This window comes from Euzebya rosea (genome assembly GCF_003073135.1).
Lineage (GTDB): Bacteria > Actinomycetota > Nitriliruptoria > Euzebyales > Euzebyaceae > Euzebya > Euzebya rosea.
Genome location: NZ_PGDQ01000006.1, coordinates 34,620 through 53,132 on the forward strand (window position 1 = coordinate 34,620; position 18,513 = coordinate 53,132).

Below are 18,513 nucleotides of genomic sequence, written 5' to 3' on the forward strand. Positions count from 1 at the left end.
CCGCCGGTCAGATCAGCCCGAGCTGCTCGGGCTGGGCCTCGCCCGCGGTTCGCTGCGCGACCAGCCCGGCGGGGTCGTCGGTGGCGGAGGGGCCCGGCTGCAGCTCCAGGTCGAGGTCGGCCAGCAACGGGGCGTGGTCCGACGGCTTGCTGTCGGGAACTCGGGTCGGCTTGCGGAACTCCCGGTCGATCCAGGCGGCGGTGGCGGTGTCGGCGATCTCCCGGCTGGCCAGGAGGAAGTCGATCCGCAGCCCGAAGCCCTTGTGGAAGGCGCCGCCCCGGTAGTCCCACCAGCTGTACCCCGTGTCGTCGGGATACAGGGCGCGGAACACATCGGAGAAGCCCGCCTCGAGCAGGCCACGGAACCGCCGCCGTTCGGGGTCGGTCGCATGGGTGCCGCCGTGCAGGGCCGCGGGGTCCCACACGTCGAGGTCGGTCGGGCACACGTTCATGTCGCCCCCGACCACGACGGGGCCCGCGGCGGCGAGGGCAGCCATCCGGTCGCTCATGGCCTCGAGGAAGACCAGCTTGCTGGCGTACTGCGGCGAGTCAACACGCTGGCCGTTGGGGACGTAGACGCTGACCACGGTGACACCCCCCACTCGTGCCTCGACCCAGCGGGCCTGGTCTGGGTCCGGCTCACCCGGCAGGCCGACGGACACGTCGTCGACGCCGTGCTCGGCCCGACCCAGCACCGCGACCCCGGCCCAGCGGCCCCCGGACTGGTCGGCAGCCAGGTAGCCGGCCGCGGCCAGCTCGGCGTGCGGGAAGGCCTCGGGGGACGACTTGGTCTCCTGCAGCAGCACGACGTCGGGGCGGTGCTCCTCCAGCAGGGCAAGGACCCGGGGCAGCCGGGCGCCGAGCGAGTTGACGTTGTAGGTGACCAGGCGCATCGCGCCTCAGGCTATCGGCAGGCGAACCGGCCATGATCCACGACCTCTTCTTCTACGGGGCCGGGGTCCCGCGCTACGGCTTGCTCTGGCTGCTCGTCACCCCGGTGATGACCGCCCTGGCCCACGCCGCCGGACTGCGTGGCCGACGGCTGGCGCTGCTGCTGGCCACGACGCTGCCGACCTTCGGGCTGCACTTCGCTGCCGTGCCCGGCCTGACGTCGTTCCCCGTGCGATGGGCGATCACCGTGGCCTCGCTGTCCGGCATGATCGTGCTGCTGGTCGACGTCGTCCGCAACGGCCTGCCGCCGACTGCCCCACCACGGGGGTGGGCGCGCCGTCACGTCCCTGCGATCCCCGCCATGTTCGTCATCGTCATGGGCGCCGTGGCGATCAGGGCCGTGTGGGCCTGGGTCGATCCCGGGATCGCGGACATCCCGCAGGCCAGCGAGTACGCCGCCCGGCAGGTCCTCGCCGGCCTGAACCCCTACGTCGAGGCCAACCCCTACACCTACGCCCCGGTCTACCAGTACCCGGCCGGGACGATCCTGTGGCACCTCCCGTTCGTCGCCCTGGTGCCCGACGGCCTGGTGCTGGGGGAGACGTTCGTGGCTGCCCGGATGGCGGCGTGGGCGATGGACGCGCTGGGGGCTGGCCTGCTGTGCGTCGGGGGATGGGTGGCCTCCGGGCGTGGGCGAACCCTGCCGATCCTCGCGCTGCTGCCCGCCGCGCTGTACGGGCTGAACGCCACCCTGGTGCGGGAGGTCGGGCTGACGGGTGCGAACGACGTGTTGATGGGCGTCCTGCTGGCCGCCTCCGTCTGGCTGCTGGCAGAGGGGCACCGCCCGACCCGCTCAGCGGTGCTGTGGGGGCTGGCGGTTGCGGTGAAGCTGCCAGCGCTGGCGGTGGCCCCGCTGTTCCTCGTACGGGCGGGTTGGGGGCGCGTGATGCTTGCCGGCGTCGTCGCACTCGTCCTGCAGGTCCCGTTCTTCGCGTTCCCCGATATCGGCCTGCACGGCCTCGAGGCCATGGCCGAACCGGCTGCGCGTCCAGATCCCTACACCGTCATGGTGAACAGCATCTGGTGGCCGCTGTATGCCGCGCGAGGGGTCGAGCCGTCGGTCGTCGACGCCATCAGCAGCGGGGTGGTGCTGCTCGGCCTGGCGACGAGCACGTGGGGGGTGTGGTCGGCCCGGCGGATGGCCTCCGGCCCCGATGCCAGGGAGCGACTCCTCGCCGTATCGGCGTTGGCGGTCGTCGTCATGTTCCTGCTCGCCCCCCAGTGGCGCGTGAACTTCCAGAGCTGGCACGTGCCTGCAACCGTCGTCGCCGCGGTTGGCTCGCTCGGTGCGGTCGGGACGTCGCGACAGGTCTGGACCAGCGACGACGAACGGCGTACGTGGCAGGTCCCGCCGCCCCCGCCCTGCACCCCCGGCGTCGAGCGGCAGGTCCATGTGGCAAAGGAGGCTCGATGAGCGCCGCTGTCGACCGTGTTCCCCAGGTACCGGCGCCACCAGCGCAGGGCCGGACCGTTCCGTGGGCCGCTCGTCCTGCGGTCCTGCTGTGGGCGACGGTCGTGATCGCCGTCGCGGGTCATGCCGTGCTGTGGGACGGACCATTCCGGGAGGGGCAGAGCGCCGGACCGTACTGGTCGGTGGTCACCGCCGGTCTGGCCGTCGCCCTCCCGTTGGCGGCCGTGGTCGTCGCCGACCACCGGGTCCGCCGATCAGGCAGGGTCGGCCTTCGCCCTGCCACGGTGGTCATGGCGTCCGCGGCGCTGCTGCTCGGCCTCCTCATCGTGCAGGTCCTTGTCGGTGGCCCCGACGACTCCGACCTGCAGGTCTACCAACGGCAGGGTGTGGCGCTGATCGACACGGGCGGTCTACCCGTGGACCAACCCGCGGAGTACCCGCCGCTCGGTGTCATCGTCTTCGGCTTGGCGACGCTGCTCGACCGGGCGCTGCCGATCGGGTTCGGGGTGGCGGTCGGGGTGCTGCTGGCGGCGCTGTGGACAGGCACGGTCGTCGTGCTGGCTCGACGGGTGCAGCCGTGGGCGGTCGCCACGATGACGCTCTGGCCGACCATCACCCTGTTCGTGCTGATCCGCTACGACGCCCTCCCCACCGCGTTCCTCGTCGCCGGACTCGCGGTTGCCGCAGGCCTCGACGAGCGACGGGAGGAGGAGGCCGACGCGCGTCGGGCTGGGAGTGCATCGGGACTGCTGCTCGGTCTCGGCGCGGCCGCCAAATGGACGCCGGGGCTGGCGGCTGTGGTCCTGGCAATCGGGTGGTGGCGGGCGGGGCGACGACGGCTGGCCACGTGGTTCGCGGCAGCGACCGCTGCCGGATTCCTCCTGCCCCACGTCCCGTTCCTGCTGACCGCGGAACAGCGCGGTGCAGTAGTGGACGCCTACCGGTTCCATGCGATACGGGAGCTGACCGCGGAGTCCCTCCCGTTCCTGCCCTTGCACCTGCTGGGGTTCGCGCCTCGGCCGGACCGCCCGTGGGTCGGCGTCGACGGCCTCGACCCGTCCGTCGCCTGGGTCCCGACAGCGGTGCTGCTCGTCGTGGTCATCGGCCCCGCGGTGGCTGCGTGGCGACGCCCGGACCGCGTCCTCGGATGGGCGCTGCTGGCACCGCTGGCCTTCATGCTCGGCAACCGGATCTACTCCCCGCAGTTCGTCCTGACCTTCGCTGCACTGTGGGCACTCGGCATCGGCAGCCGCGACCGAACCCCCGCCTGGCAGCGTCTGGCCGTGGTCGGCGGAACTGGCGCAGCCGCCACGATCGGATGGGGCATCTGGCCCAACTTCGTTGACTACTGGCTGCCCCTGTCCTGGGCGTTGTTCACCGTCATGATCGCGCTGACCGTGGCGGCAGTGCGGTGGTCACAGCCGGAATCTCCCCAGCTGCCCGGATCCGGTCGGTGAGCGAACGGTCGACCGTCCACCGCCACCTCACTCGGGGTCGGAGACGCACACGTCGGAATCGGGGATCACGACGGGGGCGGCCTCGCGGGTCGTGGTGAAGATGCCGGTGCCCTCCACGCACAGGATGGAGATGTTGGGGTAGGCGTCGGCGTTGCGGATGATCACGGCGCTGTCCGGATCGACCGCGCGGACCCCCTCGAGGTCCCGGGTGGCCTCGCACGAGGCGGCCAGGAGCAGCGGTACGGCAACGACGAGCAGCAGCCTCGTCGCGTGGCGGGAAACAGTCATCGGGGCCTCCGTCGGTTGATCGGCTGTGCCGGACGCTACGCCTCCTCGACCCGTCGGCGCGCCCGGGCCGCGGTCGTGGCGTCGACGACGGCCGTGCTACGGTGCGCGTCGCTCGAATGCTGCAGTGCACGGGAAGCCGGTGAGAATCCGGCGCTGTCGTCGCAACTGTGACCAGGGAGCGTCCCGCCAACTGACCACTGGACCTCGTGTCCGGGAAGGCCGGCGACGACGCGTCGATCTGGCAGCCAGGAGACCGGCTGCAGCGCAGAGCCCGACCATCCGCGACCGACGGAGAGGAGGGCCGTGCGGCGCCGCCGCTCGACCGCCCGATGACCCACACCACCGACCACCCTGCCGTGGCCACCGTGCTGTCCGACTGCGCCACGTCGTGGATGCCCGTCATGCTCGGCCGTCCACCGACCGAGGTCGACCACCACGGCACCTGGTTCCCCTTCACCACCCTCGTCGAGGAGACCCGGCTGGCCCGGAGGGTCCGCGAGATGGCCCCCGACTACGAGGGGCTGGCCGACGTCGCCACGGCGTTCCTCGCCAGCCGCTTCGCCTCGCCGCTGGCGTTGCTGGCCGGCGCCCCCGTGCACCAGCACGGCGTCGCGGTTGCCTACGCCGTCGAGGACCTGTGGCTGCGCCGAAGCGCCCGCGGCTGGTTCAACGGCATCGCCGTCACCGACGCGACCCTCGACACGCCGGACACGGCCGCCCCGCGCGCCGTCGAGCACTACCGGCCCGTCGTCGAGCGCCTCCGCCGGGTCGGCAAGCTCGGGAAGCGGGCGATGTGGGGACAGCTGGCCGACGCCCTGGCCACCACCGCCGGTCACGCCCACGACGCCGCCGGTGACGCCGAGGCCGCCGCACACGGCAGCGCGCTCCTGCTCGAGGCAGCCGACCCGCCGCTGTGGGGCACACCGACCTTCGAGCGCATCGAGGCCGGGGGTGCGGTTGGCCTGGCGTGGCGCCGGAGCTCGTGCTGCCTGGCCTACCGCTGCGAACGCTACGAGCTGTGCACCGGTTGCCCGCTGACCCCGACGGAGGAGTGGCGCGCCAAGTCCATCGCCTCGGTCATGCAGCGTGCCGGGTCCCACGCATGAACGCCCCCGTGCCGACCGTCGTCGTCGCCGGCACCGCCTCCGGGGTCGGCAAGACCTCCGTCGCCACCGGCCTGATGGCGGCGCTCCGAGCCGCCGGTCACGTCGTGCAGGGCAGCAAGGTCGGTCCCGACTACATCGACCCGAGCTACCACTCGATCGCCACCGGCCGGCCGGCCCGCAACCTCGACGTGTGGCTCAGCGGGGCTGACCTGATCGCCCCGCTCGCGCGACACGGCGCGACCGGCGCCGACATCACCGTCGTCGAAGGGGTCATGGGCCTGTTCGACGGCAAGTCCCCGACCGAGCTGACGGCGTCCACCGCCCATGTTGCACGCCTCCTCGGTGCGCCGGTCCTGCTGGTGGTCGACGCCGGTGCCATGGCCCGCTCCGCCGCGGCGATCGTGCATGGTTTCGCCACCTTCGACCCGGGCACCCGCCTCGCTGGTGTGGTCCTCAACCGTGTCGGCTCGCCCGGGCACGCCGACCTGCTGCGGCAGGCGATCGAGCCGACCGGTGTCGAGGTCGTCGGGGTCCTGCCGCGCATGGACGACCTGGCGACACCCTCCCGCCACCTCGGGCTCGTCCCCGCGGACGAACGCCGCGCGGACGCCCACCGGACCGTCGCTGCGCTGGGGGAGTGGGTCGGAGCCCACCTCGACCTCGACGCGGTGATGCGGCTGGCCCGGACAGCCGACGTTCCCGACGTGCCGGCATGGTCCCCCGCCCCGACCGACCGCGTCCACGGCCCCCCGGTCGGGGTCGCCATCGCCGGTGGGCCGGCCTTCTCCTTCCGCTACACCGAGAACCTCGAGCTCCTCGAGGCCGCCGGGGCGACCCTGCTGCCGTTCGACCCGATGCACGATGCGTCGCTGCCGGTCGGCACCGACGTCGTCTACCTGGGCGGCGGCTTTCCCGAGGTGCATGCCGACGCACTGGCCGACAACACGGCCATGCTCGCGGAGATCCGCGCCCACGCGGCCGCCGGTCGACCGGTCGTCGGGGAGTGCGGTGGGCTCCTCTACCTCTGCCACGACCTCGACGGCACCCGCCAGGCCGATGTGCTCCCGGTCACCGCAACCATGGACGCGCGGCTGACGCTCGGCTACCGACGGGCGATCGCCGCGAGCGACTCGATCCTCTGGCGGCGGGGCGAGGTCGTGACCGCCCACGAGTTCCACCGCACCGTCACCGATCCGCCCGCCGGCGCCGACCCCGTCGGCACGGAGGGTGATGCCACACCAGGTGTGGCCTGGCGTGTGGAGGACCGGGACGAGGGCTTCGTCACCGCGTCGATCCATGCCTCCTACCTGCACACCCACTGGGCGGCGTACCCGCAGGCAGCCACGCGCCTGGTTGCCGCCGCACGCACGACTGACCATCCACCGACGTCCCCCACCTCCCTGGAGTCACCATGAGTCGCCGATCGACCCCCCTCCTCCTCGTCAACACCGGACACGGCAAGGGCAAGTCCTCCTCGTCGTTCGGGGTGCTCAACCGCGCGTGGCACCAGGGCTGGCGCTGCGGGGTGTACCAGTTCGTGAAGTCCGGCAAGTGGAGGATCGGGGAGCGTGTCGCCGCCGAGACGCTGTCGGCGTCGGAGGTGGGCGGGACGATCGACTGGTTCTCCGTCGGTGACGGCTGGACATGGACCAGCCGCGACCTCGAGGAGTCCGCCGACCTGGCCCGGGAGGGGTGGGAGGAGGTCAAGCGCCGCATCGCCGACGAGACCTACGACTTCCTGCTGCTCGACGAGTTCACCTACCCGATGACGTTCGGGTGGGTCGACACCGCCGAGGTCATCGAGGTCCTGCGGACGCGGCCGGGGCACCAGCACGTCTTCATCACGGGGCGTGATGCACCGGCCGAGCTGGTCGAGCTCGCCGACCTCGTGAGCGAGGTCACGAAGGTCAAGCACCCCTTCGACGCCGGCATCAAGGCGCAGCCCGGCATCGAGTGGTGAACCCGACGCGGCGACGAACGGATGCCGTGAACGTTGCTCGTGCACAACGGTTGTCCGACAGGCGTCGTAGGGCTAGTGTCCCCGCGCATTGGAACAACTGACGGGGTGGATCGGGGTGGTGCCCGCCGTGGCATGCGCCGACACTCCGACGAAAGGGATTGAATTGACTGCACGTCATTCGCGCTGGGGCATCGCCTCCAGCGCTGCAACCGCGGTGTTCCTCGTCCTCGCGCTCGGCCTGGCGATCCTGCCGGCGAACGCGATCGAGGTCATCGACTCCGGCGACTCCGTCCCGGCCATCCGACTCCTGGGCGGCAGCCGCTACGACACCGCCGCCGACATCGCCATCGACGCCAGCGCGCAGGCGGCCGCGTTCGAGTCCGGCACGGTGATCGTGGCGCTGGGCGACAACTTCCCCGACGCCCTCGCCGCGACCTACGCCGCGGGCCTGGAGAACGCGCCGATCCTGCTCGCCCAGCCCGACGAGCTGCCGATCGCGACCACCTCCGCCCTGGAGGGCCTCGCCCCCGAGCGGATCGTCCTCGTCGGTGGCCCCGCCGCGGTGAGCGACGAGGTCGAGGCCGAGCTGGCCATCTACGGCGAGGTCACCCGCGTCGCCGGCACCAACCGTGACGAGACCGCCCTGGAGGTCGCCCGCCTGGGTGACGCCGACGGCGACGGCGCGCTGGACAACGGGGCGACCACCGCCATCGTCGCCAGCTCCGGCGACTACGTCGGTGCCGTCATCGCCGGCCCCGTCAGCGCTGCCGCTGGCTGGCCGCTCGTCCTGACCAACCCCGACGAGCTGTCGCCCGCCGCCAGCACCGCCATCACCGAGCTCGGCATCACCGACGTCATCGTCGCCGGCGGCCCCGGCTACGTCTCCAACGACGTTGCCGGTGCGCTGACGGCCCTCGACGGTGTCTCGGTCTCCCGCATCCTCGGCGCCTCGCCGGGCCTGCTGTCGGTCCAGATGGCCCGCTTCGCGGAGTCCGAGCTGGGCTTCACCCCGGGCCACGTCAACATCGCGACCGGCGAGGACTTCGCCGACGCGCTGGCCATCGGTGCCCACGCGGCGCTGGACTACGACGGTCCCGCTCCGGTCCTGCTGACCGAGGGCGAGGAGCTCGGCGAGCACGTCACCGCCTTCCTGGCCGAGCGCGCCACCTGCGCGTTCCGTGACCTGCACGTCGCCGGTGGCATCGCGGCGGTGTCCGACGAGGTCGTCGAGGCCGCCCGGACCGCCGCCACCCCCGCCGAGCCGTGCACCGACGCGGAGAAGGTCATCGCCCGCGCTGACGTCCGCGGAGGCATGGAGGTCCTCGAGGCCCTTCAGGCCATCGCTGATTCCGTCCCCGCTGCCACCCGCCAGGAGGGCGAGGAGGCCGAGCCGCTGGGTACCCGCGCGTCGGGCACCGAGGGCTACGAGCTGTCGGTGGACTACGTCCTCGGCGAGCTGGAGGGCACCGGCTTCGAGGTGACCACGCAGGAGTTCGCCTTCTCGCTGTTCGAGGAGCTCGCGCCCACCGTCGTCACCGTCGACGGCGAGGAGCTGACCGAGGAGCAGGCATCGATCATGAGCTACTCCGGATCCGGTGACGTCACCGGGGTCGCCGAGCTCGTCGACGCCGACCTCGGCGCCGGCAACCCCGGCACCGGAGAGGCCAACGACGGCGACTCCGACTCGGGTTGCGAGATCGAGGACTTCGACGGCTTCACCGAGGGCAACATCGCCCTGATCCAGCGTGGTGGCTGCGCCTTCGCGGTGAAGGCTGCCAACGCGCTCGAGGCCGGGGCCGCTGCGGCCATGGTCTTCAACCAGGGCTCCGACGAGGGCACCCAGGACGTCGTCCTCGGCACCCTCGGCGGCGAGGTCGACCCCGACTTCGTGACCATCGGCCTGGACTTCGCCACCGGCCTCGCGCTGGCCGGCGACCCGGACGCGGAGATCACCATCGAGGCGACCACCTCGGTCACCCCGCAGACGAGCTCCAACATCATCGCCGACTGGCCCGGGACCAACCCCGACAACGTCGTGATGCTGGGGGCTCACCTCGACAGCGTCCCGGAGGGTCCGGGCATCAACGACAACGGCTCCGGCAGCGCCGCCATCCTGGAGGTCGCCCGCGAGCTCGCGTCCAACGACATCCAGACCGAGAACACCGTGCGGTTCGCATGGTGGGGTGCGGAGGAGAGCGGCCTGGTCGGCTCGGACTCCTACATCTTCGGTGACGGCGACATGCTGGAGGGCATCAGCGACGAGGAGTACGAGCGGATCAAGCTCTACCTCAACTTCGACATGGTGGCCTCGCCCAACTTCATCCGCGGTGTCTACGACGGCGACGGTGATGCCTTCGAGCTCGAGGGTCCCCCCGGCTCCGACGACATCGAGGAGGCCTTCGAGGACTTCTTCACCTCCATCGACGTCCCCTCGACGCCGACGGAGTTCAGCGGTCGCTCGGACTACCAGGCGTTCATCAGCGTCGGTATCCCGGCCGGTGGCCTGTTCACCGGTGCGGAGGGCATCAAGACCGAGGAGGAGGCCGAGCTGTTCGGCGGCACCGCCGGCGAGGCGTACGACTCCTGCTACCACCAGGCGTGCGACGACATCGACAACCTCGACCTCGGGGTCTTCGGCGACAACATCGGGGCCATCGCCTCGGTGACGATGCAGTACGCCAACTCCCTGGAGGGCATCCCGGCCCGCGACACCGAGGAAGCGTTCGCTGCCGCCAGCGCCGCGCACTCCACGACCGTCCACGTGGCCTACGACGCCGAGCACGCCCACGGCCACGGCGACTACAACAACCGGTTCGCGTCCTGATCCGGTGACCATCCGGTAGGGGACCCGTCCCACGGGCCCCCTGACCGAACGGCCAACGTCTGGGCCGGCTGCCTTCGGGTGGCCGGCCCTTTCGCCGTTCCGAGGACCTTCTCCGGTTGACACCCACCGGTGCACGACCTACTCTCTTGGATCCGCGCCCGGGTTCCGGGCGTGTCTGTGTGTGACTGCCGAGCACGGCACGACCGCCGCAAGCTCAAGCACGAGTCCCACAACACCGGCGCAACCGCTGGCCCAGCGCCACGGTGCAGTGTCGCAGCCGCCATCAGGCCCACTGCAGCCAACAGATTCCCCACTCAAAGATCACCCACGCCCGTCGGGTCACGGTGATCGCTGCGCCACGACACGGCGCACCACATACGAAACGCCCGACTGCGTGAGTCGGACGAACAAGACCTGCCGAGCCCTCGGGCCCGGCTTTCCCCACAAGTCCGACCTCCAGAACGCATTCCGGTCGGAGACGCACGCTCGAACGAGGAAGCTCATGCCCACCATTCAGCAGCTGGTCCGCAAGGGCCGGCAAGCGAAGACGGACAAGGCCAAGACTCCCGCGCTGAAGGGTTCGCCCCAGCGCCGTGGTGTCTGCACCCGCGTGTACACCACGACCCCGAAGAAGCCGAACTCGGCGCTTCGCAAGGTCTGCCGTGTCCGCCTGTCCTCCGGTATCGAGGTCACGGCCTACATCCCCGGTGAGGGTCACAACCTCCAGGAGCACTCCATCGTGCTGGTCCGTGGTGGTCGTGTGAAGGACCTCCCCGGTGTCCGCTACAAGGTCATCCGCGCGGCGCTGGACGCCAGCGGTGTCCGTGACCGCAAGCAGGCCCGTTCCAAGTACGGCGCGAAGAAGGAAGGCTAGACATGCCTCGCAAGGGTCCCGCCCCGAAGCGCAAGACCGTCGCCGACCCGAAGTACCACTCGGTCGGAGTCACCCAGCTCATCAACCGTGTGATGAACGACGGCAAGCGCTCCACCGCCGAGAAGATCGTCTACGACGCGTTCGAGGGCATCCGCGAGCGCACCGGCGCCGACCCGGTCCAGGTCTTCAAGAAGGCCCTGGAGAACGTCTCGCCGGCGCTGGAGGTCAAGTCCCGCCGTGTCGGTGGTGCCACCTACCAGGTCCCGATCGACGTCAAGCCCGCCCGCGCCAACACCCTGGCGCTTCGCTGGCTGGTCACCTTCGCCCGTGCTCGTCGCGAGAAGAGCATGTCCGAGCGCCTGACCAACGAGCTGCTGGACGCGTCCAACAACATCGGCGCCGCGGTCAAGCGTCGCGAGGACACCCACAAGATGGCCGAGGCCAACAAGGCCTTCGCCCACTACCGCTGGTAGCCCGGGCAACCCCCGGCACACCGACGAACCTCCGGTTCGACTGACACCCTCAACACCGAAGGCAGCAACGCAATGGCGAAGCGAACTCACCCCCTCGGCAAGGTCCGCAACATCGGGATCATGGCGCACATCGACGCGGGCAAGACCACGACGACCGAGCGCATCCTCTTCTACACCGGCAAGAACTACAAGATCGGTGAGGTCCACGACGGCGGCGCCACGATGGACTGGATGGAGCAGGAGCAGGAGCGTGGCATCACGATCACGTCCGCTGCGACGACCTGTTCCTGGAACGACCACGTCATCAACATCATCGACACCCCCGGCCACGTCGACTTCACCGTCGAGGTCGAGCGCAGCCTGCGCGTGCTGGACGGTGCCGTCGCGGTGTTCGACGCCGCCACCGGTGTGGAGCCCCAGTCCGAGACGGTGTGGCGCCAGGCCGACAAGTACAACGTCCCGCGCATCTGCTTCATGAACAAGATGGACAAGATGGGCGCGGACTTCCTCATGGCGGTCGGCACCATCGAGGAGCGCCTCGGTGCCAAGCCGGTCCCGATGCAGATCCCGATCGGTGCGGAGTCCAGCTTCGTCGGCATCGTCGACCTGATCGACATGGAGGCCCGTATCTGGGAGGGCTCCGGCGACGACCACGGCGCCAAGTTCGAGACCGTCCCGATCCCCGACGACATCAAGGATGTCTGCGAGGAGTACCGCGCCAAGCTGGTCGAGGCCGTCGCGGAGTCCGACGAGTCGCTGCTCGAGGTCTACCTCGAGGAGGGCGACCTGACGACCGAGCAGATGATGCCCGCCATCCGTGCGGCCACCATCAAGGGCGAGTTCATCCCCGTCTACTGCGGCTCGGCGTTCAAGAACAAGGGCGTCCAGATGCTGCTGGACGCGGTCGTGTCCTTCCTGCCGTCCCCCAAGGACGTCGCCTCGGTCCAGGGCACCGACCCCAAGACGGGTGAGAAGATCACCCGCGAGGCATCCGAGGACGCGCCGTTCAGCGCCCTGGCCTTCAAGATCATGACCGACCCCTTCGTCGGAAAGCTGACCTACTTCCGGGTGTACTCCGGCCAGGTCGAGCAGGGCACGTCGGCCATCAACTCCACCAAGGACAAGAAGGAGCGGTTCGGCCGCATCCTGCAGATGCACGCCAACTCGCGGGAGGACCGCGAGGCAGCGTTCACCGGTGACATCGCCGCCGCCGTGGGCATGAAGCACACGACGACCGGTGACACCCTCTGCGACCCGGACAACCCGGTGATCCTGGAGTCGATGACCTTCGACAAGCCGGTCATCCACATCGCCATCGAGCCCAAGACCAAGGCCGACCAGCAGAAGATGGGCACCGGCCTGCAGAAGCTGGCGGAAGAGGACCCGACCTTCACCGTCCACACCGACGAGGAGTCCGGCCAGACCATCATCGGTGGCATGGGCGAGCTCCACCTCGACATCATCGTCGACCGCCTGCGTCGCGAGTTCAAGGTCGAGGCCAACATCGGCAAGCCGCAGGTCGCCTACCGCGAGACCATCACCAAGCCGGTCGAGGGCCACCTGCTGCGCTTCAAGCGCCAGACCGGTGGTTCGGGCCAGTTCGCCGAGGTCGTCATCTCGCTGTACCCCACCGGCGCCTTCGCCCCCGAGGACGAGCGCCGCGTGGTGCTCGACGAGGACGGCAAGGAGACCGGCGAGGTCGGCGGCTACGAGTTCGACGACCAGATCAAGGGTGGAGCGATCCCCCGCGAGTACATCAGCTCCGTCGACAAGGGCATCCAGGACGCGATGGAGGGCGGCGTCATCGCCGGCTACCCCCTCGTGGACGTGCGTGCCAGCCTGACCGACGGTTCCTACCACGACGTCGACTCCTCGGAGATGGCGTTCAAGATCGCCGGTTCCATGGCGCTCAAGGAGGCCGCCAAGAAGGGCAAGGCCGTCCTGCTCGAGCCGGTCATGGACGTCGAGGTCGTCACCCCCGAGGACTACATGGGTGACGTCATCGGTGACCTCAACGCTCGCCGCGGACAGGTCAGCTCCATGACCGCCCGCGGTGCCGCCCAGGTCGTCTCGGCCCGGGTCCCGCTGAGCGAGATGTTCGGCTACGTCGGCGACCTGCGGTCCAAGACCCAGGGTCGCGCCACCTACACGATGCAGTTCTCCGGCTACGAGCAGGTCCCGGGCCAGCTCGCTGAGGAGATCGTCGCCAAGGTTCGCGGCGAGTAGCCGCCAACCACCCCCGCAACACACCCCCGAAGACTCAACACAGTCACCCACAGGAGACAGACATGGCTAAGGCAACGTTCGAGCGCACCAAGCCGCACATGAACATCGGCACGATCGGTCACGTCGACCATGGCAAGACCACGTTGACGGCGGCGATCACGACGGTGTTGGCCAAGAACAACCCGAACGTGACGGCGTCGGCGTTCGACATGATCGACAAGGCTCCGGAGGAGCGTGAGCGTGGTATCACGATCAACGTTTCCCATGTGGAGTACGAGACGGAGAAGCGTCACTACGCGCATGTGGATGCGCCGGGTCACGCGGACTACGTCAAGAACATGATCACGGGTGCGGCCCAGATGGATGGGGCGATCCTGGTGGTCAGCGCTGCTGATGGTCCGATGCCGCAGACGCGTGAGCACGTGCTGCTTGCCCGTCAGGTGGGTGTGCCGAACCTGGTGGTGGCGCTGAACAAGGTCGACATGGTCGATGACGAGGAGCTGCTGGAGCTGGTGGAGCTGGAGGTTCGTGAGCTGCTGTCCTCCTATGAGTTCGATGGTGATGAGTGCCCGGTCATCCCGGTGTCGGCGCTGAAGGCGCTGGAGGGTGATGAGGCGTGGGAGCAGAACATCCTTGACCTGATGCAGGCGGTGGATGACTTCTTCCCGGACCCCGAGCGTGACCTGGACAAGCCGTTCCTGATGCCGATCGAGGACGTGTTCTCCATCACGGGTCGTGGGACTGTGGTGACTGGTCGTATCGAGGGTGGTGTGGTCACGGTTGGTGACACCATCGAGATCGTCGGGTTGAAGGACACGACGTCGACGACGGTCACGGGTGTGGAGATGTTCCGCAAGTTGTTGAACCGTGGTGAGGCTGGCGACAACGTTGGTGTGTTGCTGCGTGGGACGAAGAAGGACGAGGTGGAGCGCGGGCAGGTGCTGGCGGCGCCGAAGTCGATCACGCCGCACACCAAGTTCGAGGCGCAGGTCTACATCCTGTCCAAGGACGAGGGTGGGCGTCACACGCCGTTCTTCAACAACTATCGTCCCCAGTTCTACTTCCGGACCACGGATGTGACTGGTGCGGTCGAGCTGCCTGGTGGCACCGAGATGGTGATGCCGGGTGACAACACCGAGATGACGGTTGAGCTGATCCAGCCCATCGCGATGGACGAGGGTCTGCGGTTTGCCATCCGTGAGGGTGGTCGGACCGTGGGTGCTGGCCGCGTCGTCAAGATCATCGAGTAGTTCTCGCACGGGGGGCCACGAGCCCCCCGCGCGTTCCTCCCCCAGACAGCGGTGCGCCCAGGCGCACCCACCCTCTGTTCCGACCGACCGGGCCGTCACCGCCCGGATCGGTCCGTGAAGGGGGGAACCCCCCTTCGCCAACCCCCCTACGGGGAGACCGAGTACAGGAGCCCCAGAGATGGCTGAACAGAAGATCAGGATCCGCCTGAAGGCCTACGACCACGACGTCATCGACCGCTCCGCGCGGAAGATCGTCGACACGGTCGAGCGGACCGGCGCCCGGATCACCGGCCCAGTGCCGTTGCCCACGGAGAAGAACGTGATCTGCGTGATCCGTTCCCCGCACAAGTACAAGGACAGCCGCGAGCACTTCGAGATGCGCACGCACAAGCGGCTGATCGACATCCACGAGCCGACCCAGAAGACGGTGGACAGCCTCATGCGGCTGGACCTGCCGGCTGGTGTCGACATCGAGATCAAGCTCTAGTCGCACGCGGGCCACGGCCCTCGTGGACCCCCAAGGACCCAACAGAGGTCTGTCAGGCAGGGAGTTCAAACCAATGACCAACAAAGCCATCCTTGGCACGAAGCTGGGCATGACCCAGGTCTTCGACGACGACGGGCGCGTGCTGCCCGTGACGGTCGTCAAGGCCGGTCCGTGCCCCGTCGTGCAGGTTCGCAGCGCAGAGCGTGACGGCTACATGTCCGTGCAGATCGGCTTCGGGACCACCAAGAAGGTCAACAAGCCGCTCGCCGGACACTTCGCCCGCGCCGGCGTCGAGCCGACCAAGCGCCTCATGGAGGTGCAGCTCGACGGCGAGCACGAGCCCGGTGACGTGATCACCGTGGACCTGTTCACCGTCGGCGAGTACGTCGACGTCACCGGCAAGAGCAAGGGCAAGGGTTTCGGCGGTGTGATGAAGCGTCACGGCTTCGCCGGCCTGGGCGCCGGTCACGGCGTCCACAAGGTGCACCGCTCGCCGGGCGCCATCGGCGCCTGCGCCACCCCCGCCCGCGTGTTCCCCGGTACCCGCATGGCGGGTCGCTACGGCAACGAGCGCGTCACCACCCAGAGCCTGCAGCTCGTCGGCGTCGACGCCGAACGCAACCTGCTGCTGATCAAGGGCGCTGTCCCCGGATCCAACGGCTCGATGGTGCTGGTCCGCAACGCCACGAAGCGTCCGGCCGCGAAGGGAGCTGACTCCTGATGGCAAGCGTTGATCTCTACACATCCGCCGGTACCGCCTCCGGTAGCGTCGAGCTGGATGACGAGCTGTTCGGCATCGAGCCGAACGTCGGCGTCATGCACCAGGTCGTCGTCGCCCAGCAGGCTGCGGCCCGCAGCGGCACCTCCAAGGTCAAGACCCGGGCCGAGGTCCGTGGTGGTGGCCGCAAGCCGTGGCGCCAGAAGGGCACCGGCCGCGCCCGTCAGGGCTCGATCCGTGCACCGCACTGGTCCGGCGGTGGCGTTGCCCACGGCCCCAGCGGCGAGCAGAACTTCACCAAGCGCGTCAACAAGAAGCTGAAGCGCCTCGCGCTGCGTTCCGCCCTGTCGGACCGCGCGGCATCCGGCGACATCCGGGTCATCGAGGGCTTCGACATGGACGCCCCGAAGACCAAGGCCGCGCGTGCGCTGCTGGAGACGCTGGAGACCGGTGACCGTCGTGTCCTGCTGGTCCTCGCCGGCTACGACGCCAACGTGGTCAAGAGCTTCCGCAACCTCCCCCGCGTGCACACGCTGACGGTGGACCAGCTCAACACCTACGACGTGCTCGTCAGCGACGTCGTCGTGTTCGAGCAGGGTGCCTTGGAGCTCATCGGCTCCGGTACCCGTACCGACCTGAAGGAGAACGCCTGATGCGTTACGCACACGACGTGATCATCTCCCCGGTGGTCAGCGAGAAGAGCTACGGGCTCATGGACGAAGGTCGTTACACCTTCATCGTGCACCCGAGCGCCAACAAGACCGAGATCAAGAAGGCCGTCGAGACCATCTTCGGCGTCAAGGTCACCAAGGTGAACACCTTGATCCGCAAGGGCAAGGCCAAGCGCTTCGGCCTCAAGATGGGCCAGCGCAAGACCACCAAGCGCGCCATCGTCACGGTGGCCGCCGGTGAAGAGATCGACATCTTCGCGGGAGGTGCCTAACCAATGGGCGTCCGTCGTTACAAGCCAACAACTCCTGGCCGTCGTGGGATGTCGGTGTCGGACTTCGACACCGTCACCACCGACAAGCCCCTGAAGTCGCTGACGTCGTCCAAGCCCAAGCAGGCTGGCCGCAACGTCTCCGGCAAGATCACCACGCGTCACCGCGGTGGTGGGCACAAGCAGAAGTACCGCATCATCGACTTCCGTCGGAACAAGGACGGAGTCCCCGCCAAGGTTGCCGAGATCGAGTACGACCCCAACCGGTCCGCTCGCATCGCCCGGCTGCACTACCTCGACGGTGAGAAGCGCTACATCCTGGCCCCCAACGGCCTCTCCGTGGGCGACATGGTCGTCTCCGGCGAGGGTGCCGACATCAAGGCGGGCAACGCCCTGCCGCTGGTGAACATCCCCGTCGGTACGCAGGTCCACGCCGTGGAGATGCGTCCCGGTGGCGGCGCCAAGCTGGGTCGCTCGGCCGGTACCTCCGTCCAGCTCCTGGCCAAGGAAGGCGACACCGCTGCCCTGCGCCTGCCCTCCGGCGAGATCCGCCTCGTGCAGAACAGCTGCCGGGCCACGATCGGCACCGTCGGCAACGCCGAGCACTCGCTGATCTCCGGCGGCAAGGCCGGCCGCACCCGCTGGAAGGGCGTCCGCCCGACCGTCCGTGGTGTGGTCATGAACCCCGTCGACCACCCCCACGGTGGTGGTGAGGGTCGCACTTCCGGTGGTCGTCACCCCACGAACCACAAGGGCAAGCCCGAGGGCAAGACCCGCAAGCCCCAGCCGTCCGACAAGCTCATCCTGCGCCGCCGCGGCAAGCGCCGCCGCTAAGCACCGAGGGAGTAACCGATGCCTCGCAGCCTCAAGAAGGGCCCCTTCACCGACCATCACCTTGCACGCAAGGTGGAGTCGTTGAACGCCAGCAACCAGAAGCGCGTGATCAAGACCTGGTCCCGTCGCTCCGAGATCAGCCCGGACATGGTCGGTCACACCATCGCGGTGCACGACGGCCAGAAGCACGTCCCGGTCTTCATCAGCGAATCCATGGTCGGGCACAAGCTCGGCGAGTTCGCGCCCACCCGCGCCATCAAGTGGCGCGGTGCCGGCGAGAAGCAGGCCACCAAGGGGAAGCGATAAGACATGCGTATTTCATCCCCCAACGAAGCACGGGCGGTCAGCCGTCACGTGCGCGTGTCCCCCTACAAGGCCCGTCAGGTCGTGCAGGGTCTCCGTGGCATGCAGGTCGAGGCTGCCCAGCGCACCCTGACCTTCTCCAACAAGGGCGCTGCCCGTCCGGTCCTGAAGACCCTCCAGTCGGCGATCGCCAACGCGGAGCACAACAAGGACCTGGACGCCGACGACCTCTTCGTCCTGGCCGTGACCGTTGACGAAGGCCCGACTCTCAAGCGGTTCCAGCCCCGGGCCATGGGTCGTGCCTACAGGATCCGCAAGCGCACCAGCCACATCACGGTGACCGTCGGCATCCCTGTTCCCAAGACCAACGACACGACGTCCAGCGACTCCGCTGCGACCGAGGAGAGCTAGA

General features: G+C 69.1%; 19 protein-coding genes and 1 riboswitch. Of the genes, 17 read left to right on the forward strand and 2 right to left on the reverse strand.

Going from position 1 to position 18,513, the window contains the following annotated elements; genetic code table 11:
- Nucleotides 1-7: 7 nt before the first annotated feature.
- Nucleotides 8-892, reverse strand: coding sequence for an exodeoxyribonuclease III (locus CUC05_RS09235; RefSeq protein WP_108665821.1), 885 nt, complete (start codon nt 890-892; stop codon nt 8-10).
- A gap of 32 nt (nt 893-924) precedes the next feature.
- Between CUC05_RS09235 and CUC05_RS24625 the strand changes: the two genes are divergently transcribed.
- Together CUC05_RS24625 and CUC05_RS24630 are read left to right on the forward strand one after the other, a co-directional pair.
- Nucleotides 925-2,364 (forward strand): glycosyltransferase family 87 protein, encoded by a 1,440-nt coding sequence (locus CUC05_RS24625; protein ID WP_157965400.1) that lies wholly within the window; start codon nt 925-927, stop codon nt 2,362-2,364.
- Entirely contained in the window at nt 2,361-3,818 is a 1,458-nt protein-coding gene (locus CUC05_RS24630) for a glycosyltransferase 87 family protein (protein WP_157965401.1), read from the forward strand. The genes CUC05_RS24625 and CUC05_RS24630 overlap by 4 nt, the downstream gene beginning before the upstream one ends.
- A gap of 27 nt (nt 3,819-3,845) precedes the next feature.
- On the opposite strand, the gene CUC05_RS09245 is transcribed toward CUC05_RS24630, so the two are convergent.
- Nucleotides 3,846-4,106: a hypothetical protein gene (locus CUC05_RS09245; protein WP_108665822.1), complete on the reverse strand. Its 261-nt coding sequence runs from the start codon at nt 4,104-4,106 to the stop codon at nt 3,846-3,848.
- 82 nt (nt 4,107-4,188) lie between these two features.
- Nucleotides 4,189-4,382, forward strand: a riboswitch (cobalamin riboswitch).
- 53 nt (nt 4,383-4,435) lie between these two features.
- Here CUC05_RS09245 and CUC05_RS09250 point away from each other — a divergent pair.
- From CUC05_RS09250 to rplV, 15 genes are all read left to right on the forward strand, one after another.
- Nucleotides 4,436-5,212 (forward strand): (2Fe-2S)-binding protein, encoded by a 777-nt coding sequence (locus CUC05_RS09250; RefSeq protein WP_108665823.1) that lies wholly within the window; start codon nt 4,436-4,438, stop codon nt 5,210-5,212.
- A complete protein-coding gene (locus CUC05_RS09255) occupies nt 5,209-6,627 on the forward strand; it encodes a cobyrinic acid a,c-diamide synthase CobB (protein WP_108665824.1) in 1,419 nt (472 codons plus the stop codon). The genes CUC05_RS09250 and CUC05_RS09255 overlap by 4 nt, the downstream gene beginning before the upstream one ends.
- Nucleotides 6,624-7,172 (forward strand): cob(I)yrinic acid a,c-diamide adenosyltransferase, encoded by a 549-nt coding sequence (gene cobO / locus CUC05_RS09260; RefSeq protein WP_108665825.1) that lies wholly within the window; start codon nt 6,624-6,626, stop codon nt 7,170-7,172. Before CUC05_RS09255 ends, cobO begins: the two co-directional genes overlap by 4 nt.
- A 163-nt stretch (nt 7,173-7,335) precedes the next feature.
- A complete protein-coding gene (locus CUC05_RS09265; RefSeq protein WP_170127966.1) occupies nt 7,336-9,996 on the forward strand; it encodes a M20/M25/M40 family metallo-hydrolase in 2,661 nt (886 codons plus the stop codon).
- Nucleotides 9,997-10,498: 502 nt separating this feature from the next.
- Nucleotides 10,499-10,870, forward strand: a complete 372-nt coding sequence (rpsL, locus tag CUC05_RS09270) for a 30S ribosomal protein S12 (RefSeq protein ID WP_108665827.1) — start codon at nt 10,499-10,501, stop codon at nt 10,868-10,870.
- Between the two features lie 2 nt (nt 10,871-10,872).
- A complete protein-coding gene (rpsG, locus tag CUC05_RS09275; RefSeq protein ID WP_108665828.1) occupies nt 10,873-11,343 on the forward strand; it encodes a 30S ribosomal protein S7 in 471 nt (156 codons plus the stop codon).
- A 72-nt stretch (nt 11,344-11,415) separates the two neighbouring features.
- Nucleotides 11,416-13,569: an elongation factor G gene (gene fusA / locus CUC05_RS09280; protein ID WP_108665829.1), complete on the forward strand. Its 2,154-nt coding sequence runs from the start codon at nt 11,416-11,418 to the stop codon at nt 13,567-13,569.
- A 62-nt stretch (nt 13,570-13,631) separates the two neighbouring features.
- Nucleotides 13,632-14,819, forward strand: coding sequence for an elongation factor Tu (tuf, locus tag CUC05_RS09285; RefSeq protein WP_108665830.1), 1,188 nt, complete (start codon nt 13,632-13,634; stop codon nt 14,817-14,819).
- A 178-nt stretch (nt 14,820-14,997) separates the two neighbouring features.
- Nucleotides 14,998-15,306 (forward strand): 30S ribosomal protein S10, encoded by a 309-nt coding sequence (gene rpsJ, locus CUC05_RS09290; RefSeq protein ID WP_108665831.1) that lies wholly within the window; start codon nt 14,998-15,000, stop codon nt 15,304-15,306.
- A gap of 73 nt (nt 15,307-15,379) precedes the next feature.
- On the forward strand, nt 15,380-16,027 hold the full coding sequence (gene rplC, locus CUC05_RS09295; protein ID WP_108665832.1) for a 50S ribosomal protein L3: 648 nt from the start codon (nt 15,380-15,382) through the stop codon (nt 16,025-16,027).
- The gene (gene rplD / locus CUC05_RS09300) at nt 16,027-16,677 is read left to right on the forward strand and encodes a 50S ribosomal protein L4 (RefSeq protein ID WP_108665833.1); all 651 of its coding nucleotides are present in this window, start codon (nt 16,027-16,029) and stop codon (nt 16,675-16,677) included. The genes rplC and rplD overlap by 1 nt, the downstream gene beginning before the upstream one ends.
- The gene (gene rplW, locus CUC05_RS09305) at nt 16,677-16,967 is read left to right on the forward strand and encodes a 50S ribosomal protein L23 (protein WP_108665834.1); all 291 of its coding nucleotides are present in this window, start codon (nt 16,677-16,679) and stop codon (nt 16,965-16,967) included. The genes rplD and rplW overlap by 1 nt, the downstream gene beginning before the upstream one ends.
- A 3-nt stretch (nt 16,968-16,970) precedes the next feature.
- Nucleotides 16,971-17,798, forward strand: a complete 828-nt coding sequence (gene rplB, locus CUC05_RS09310; RefSeq protein ID WP_108665835.1) for a 50S ribosomal protein L2 — start codon at nt 16,971-16,973, stop codon at nt 17,796-17,798.
- Nucleotides 17,799-17,816: 18 nt separating this feature from the next.
- A complete protein-coding gene (gene rpsS / locus CUC05_RS09315) occupies nt 17,817-18,104 on the forward strand; it encodes a 30S ribosomal protein S19 (RefSeq protein ID WP_108665836.1) in 288 nt (95 codons plus the stop codon).
- A gap of 3 nt (nt 18,105-18,107) precedes the next feature.
- The gene (rplV, locus tag CUC05_RS09320) at nt 18,108-18,512 is read left to right on the forward strand and encodes a 50S ribosomal protein L22 (RefSeq protein WP_108665837.1); all 405 of its coding nucleotides are present in this window, start codon (nt 18,108-18,110) and stop codon (nt 18,510-18,512) included.
- Nucleotide 18,513 lies beyond the last annotated feature (1 nt).

Excerpts from the sequence above, each read along its gene's own strand:
- CUC05_RS09235 (WP_108665821.1), bottom strand. The coding sequence starts at position 892 with ATGCGCCTGGTCACCTACAACGTCAACTCGCTCGGCGCCCGGCTGCCC.
- CUC05_RS24625 (WP_157965400.1), top strand. The coding sequence starts at position 925 with ATGATCCACGACCTCTTCTTCTACGGGGCCGGGGTCCCGCGCTACGGC.
- CUC05_RS24630 (WP_157965401.1), top strand. The coding sequence starts at position 2,361 with ATGAGCGCCGCTGTCGACCGTGTTCCCCAGGTACCGGCGCCACCAGCG.
- CUC05_RS09245 (WP_108665822.1), bottom strand. The coding sequence starts at position 4,106 with ATGACTGTTTCCCGCCACGCGACGAGGCTGCTGCTCGTCGTTGCCGTA.
- CUC05_RS09250 (WP_108665823.1), top strand. The coding sequence starts at position 4,436 with ATGACCCACACCACCGACCACCCTGCCGTGGCCACCGTGCTGTCCGAC.
- CUC05_RS09255 (WP_108665824.1), top strand. The coding sequence starts at position 5,209 with ATGAACGCCCCCGTGCCGACCGTCGTCGTCGCCGGCACCGCCTCCGGG.
- cobO (WP_108665825.1), top strand. The coding sequence starts at position 6,624 with ATGAGTCGCCGATCGACCCCCCTCCTCCTCGTCAACACCGGACACGGC.
- rpsL (WP_108665827.1), top strand. The coding sequence starts at position 10,499 with ATGCCCACCATTCAGCAGCTGGTCCGCAAGGGCCGGCAAGCGAAGACG.
- rpsG (WP_108665828.1), top strand. The coding sequence starts at position 10,873 with ATGCCTCGCAAGGGTCCCGCCCCGAAGCGCAAGACCGTCGCCGACCCG.
- fusA (WP_108665829.1), top strand. The coding sequence starts at position 11,416 with ATGGCGAAGCGAACTCACCCCCTCGGCAAGGTCCGCAACATCGGGATC.
- tuf (WP_108665830.1), top strand. The coding sequence starts at position 13,632 with ATGGCTAAGGCAACGTTCGAGCGCACCAAGCCGCACATGAACATCGGC.
- rpsJ (WP_108665831.1), top strand. The coding sequence starts at position 14,998 with ATGGCTGAACAGAAGATCAGGATCCGCCTGAAGGCCTACGACCACGAC.
- rplC (WP_108665832.1), top strand. The coding sequence starts at position 15,380 with ATGACCAACAAAGCCATCCTTGGCACGAAGCTGGGCATGACCCAGGTC.
- rplD (WP_108665833.1), top strand. The coding sequence starts at position 16,027 with ATGGCAAGCGTTGATCTCTACACATCCGCCGGTACCGCCTCCGGTAGC.
- rplW (WP_108665834.1), top strand. The coding sequence starts at position 16,677 with ATGCGTTACGCACACGACGTGATCATCTCCCCGGTGGTCAGCGAGAAG.
- rplB (WP_108665835.1), top strand. The coding sequence starts at position 16,971 with ATGGGCGTCCGTCGTTACAAGCCAACAACTCCTGGCCGTCGTGGGATG.
- rpsS (WP_108665836.1), top strand. The coding sequence starts at position 17,817 with ATGCCTCGCAGCCTCAAGAAGGGCCCCTTCACCGACCATCACCTTGCA.
- rplV (WP_108665837.1), top strand. The coding sequence starts at position 18,108 with ATGCGTATTTCATCCCCCAACGAAGCACGGGCGGTCAGCCGTCACGTG.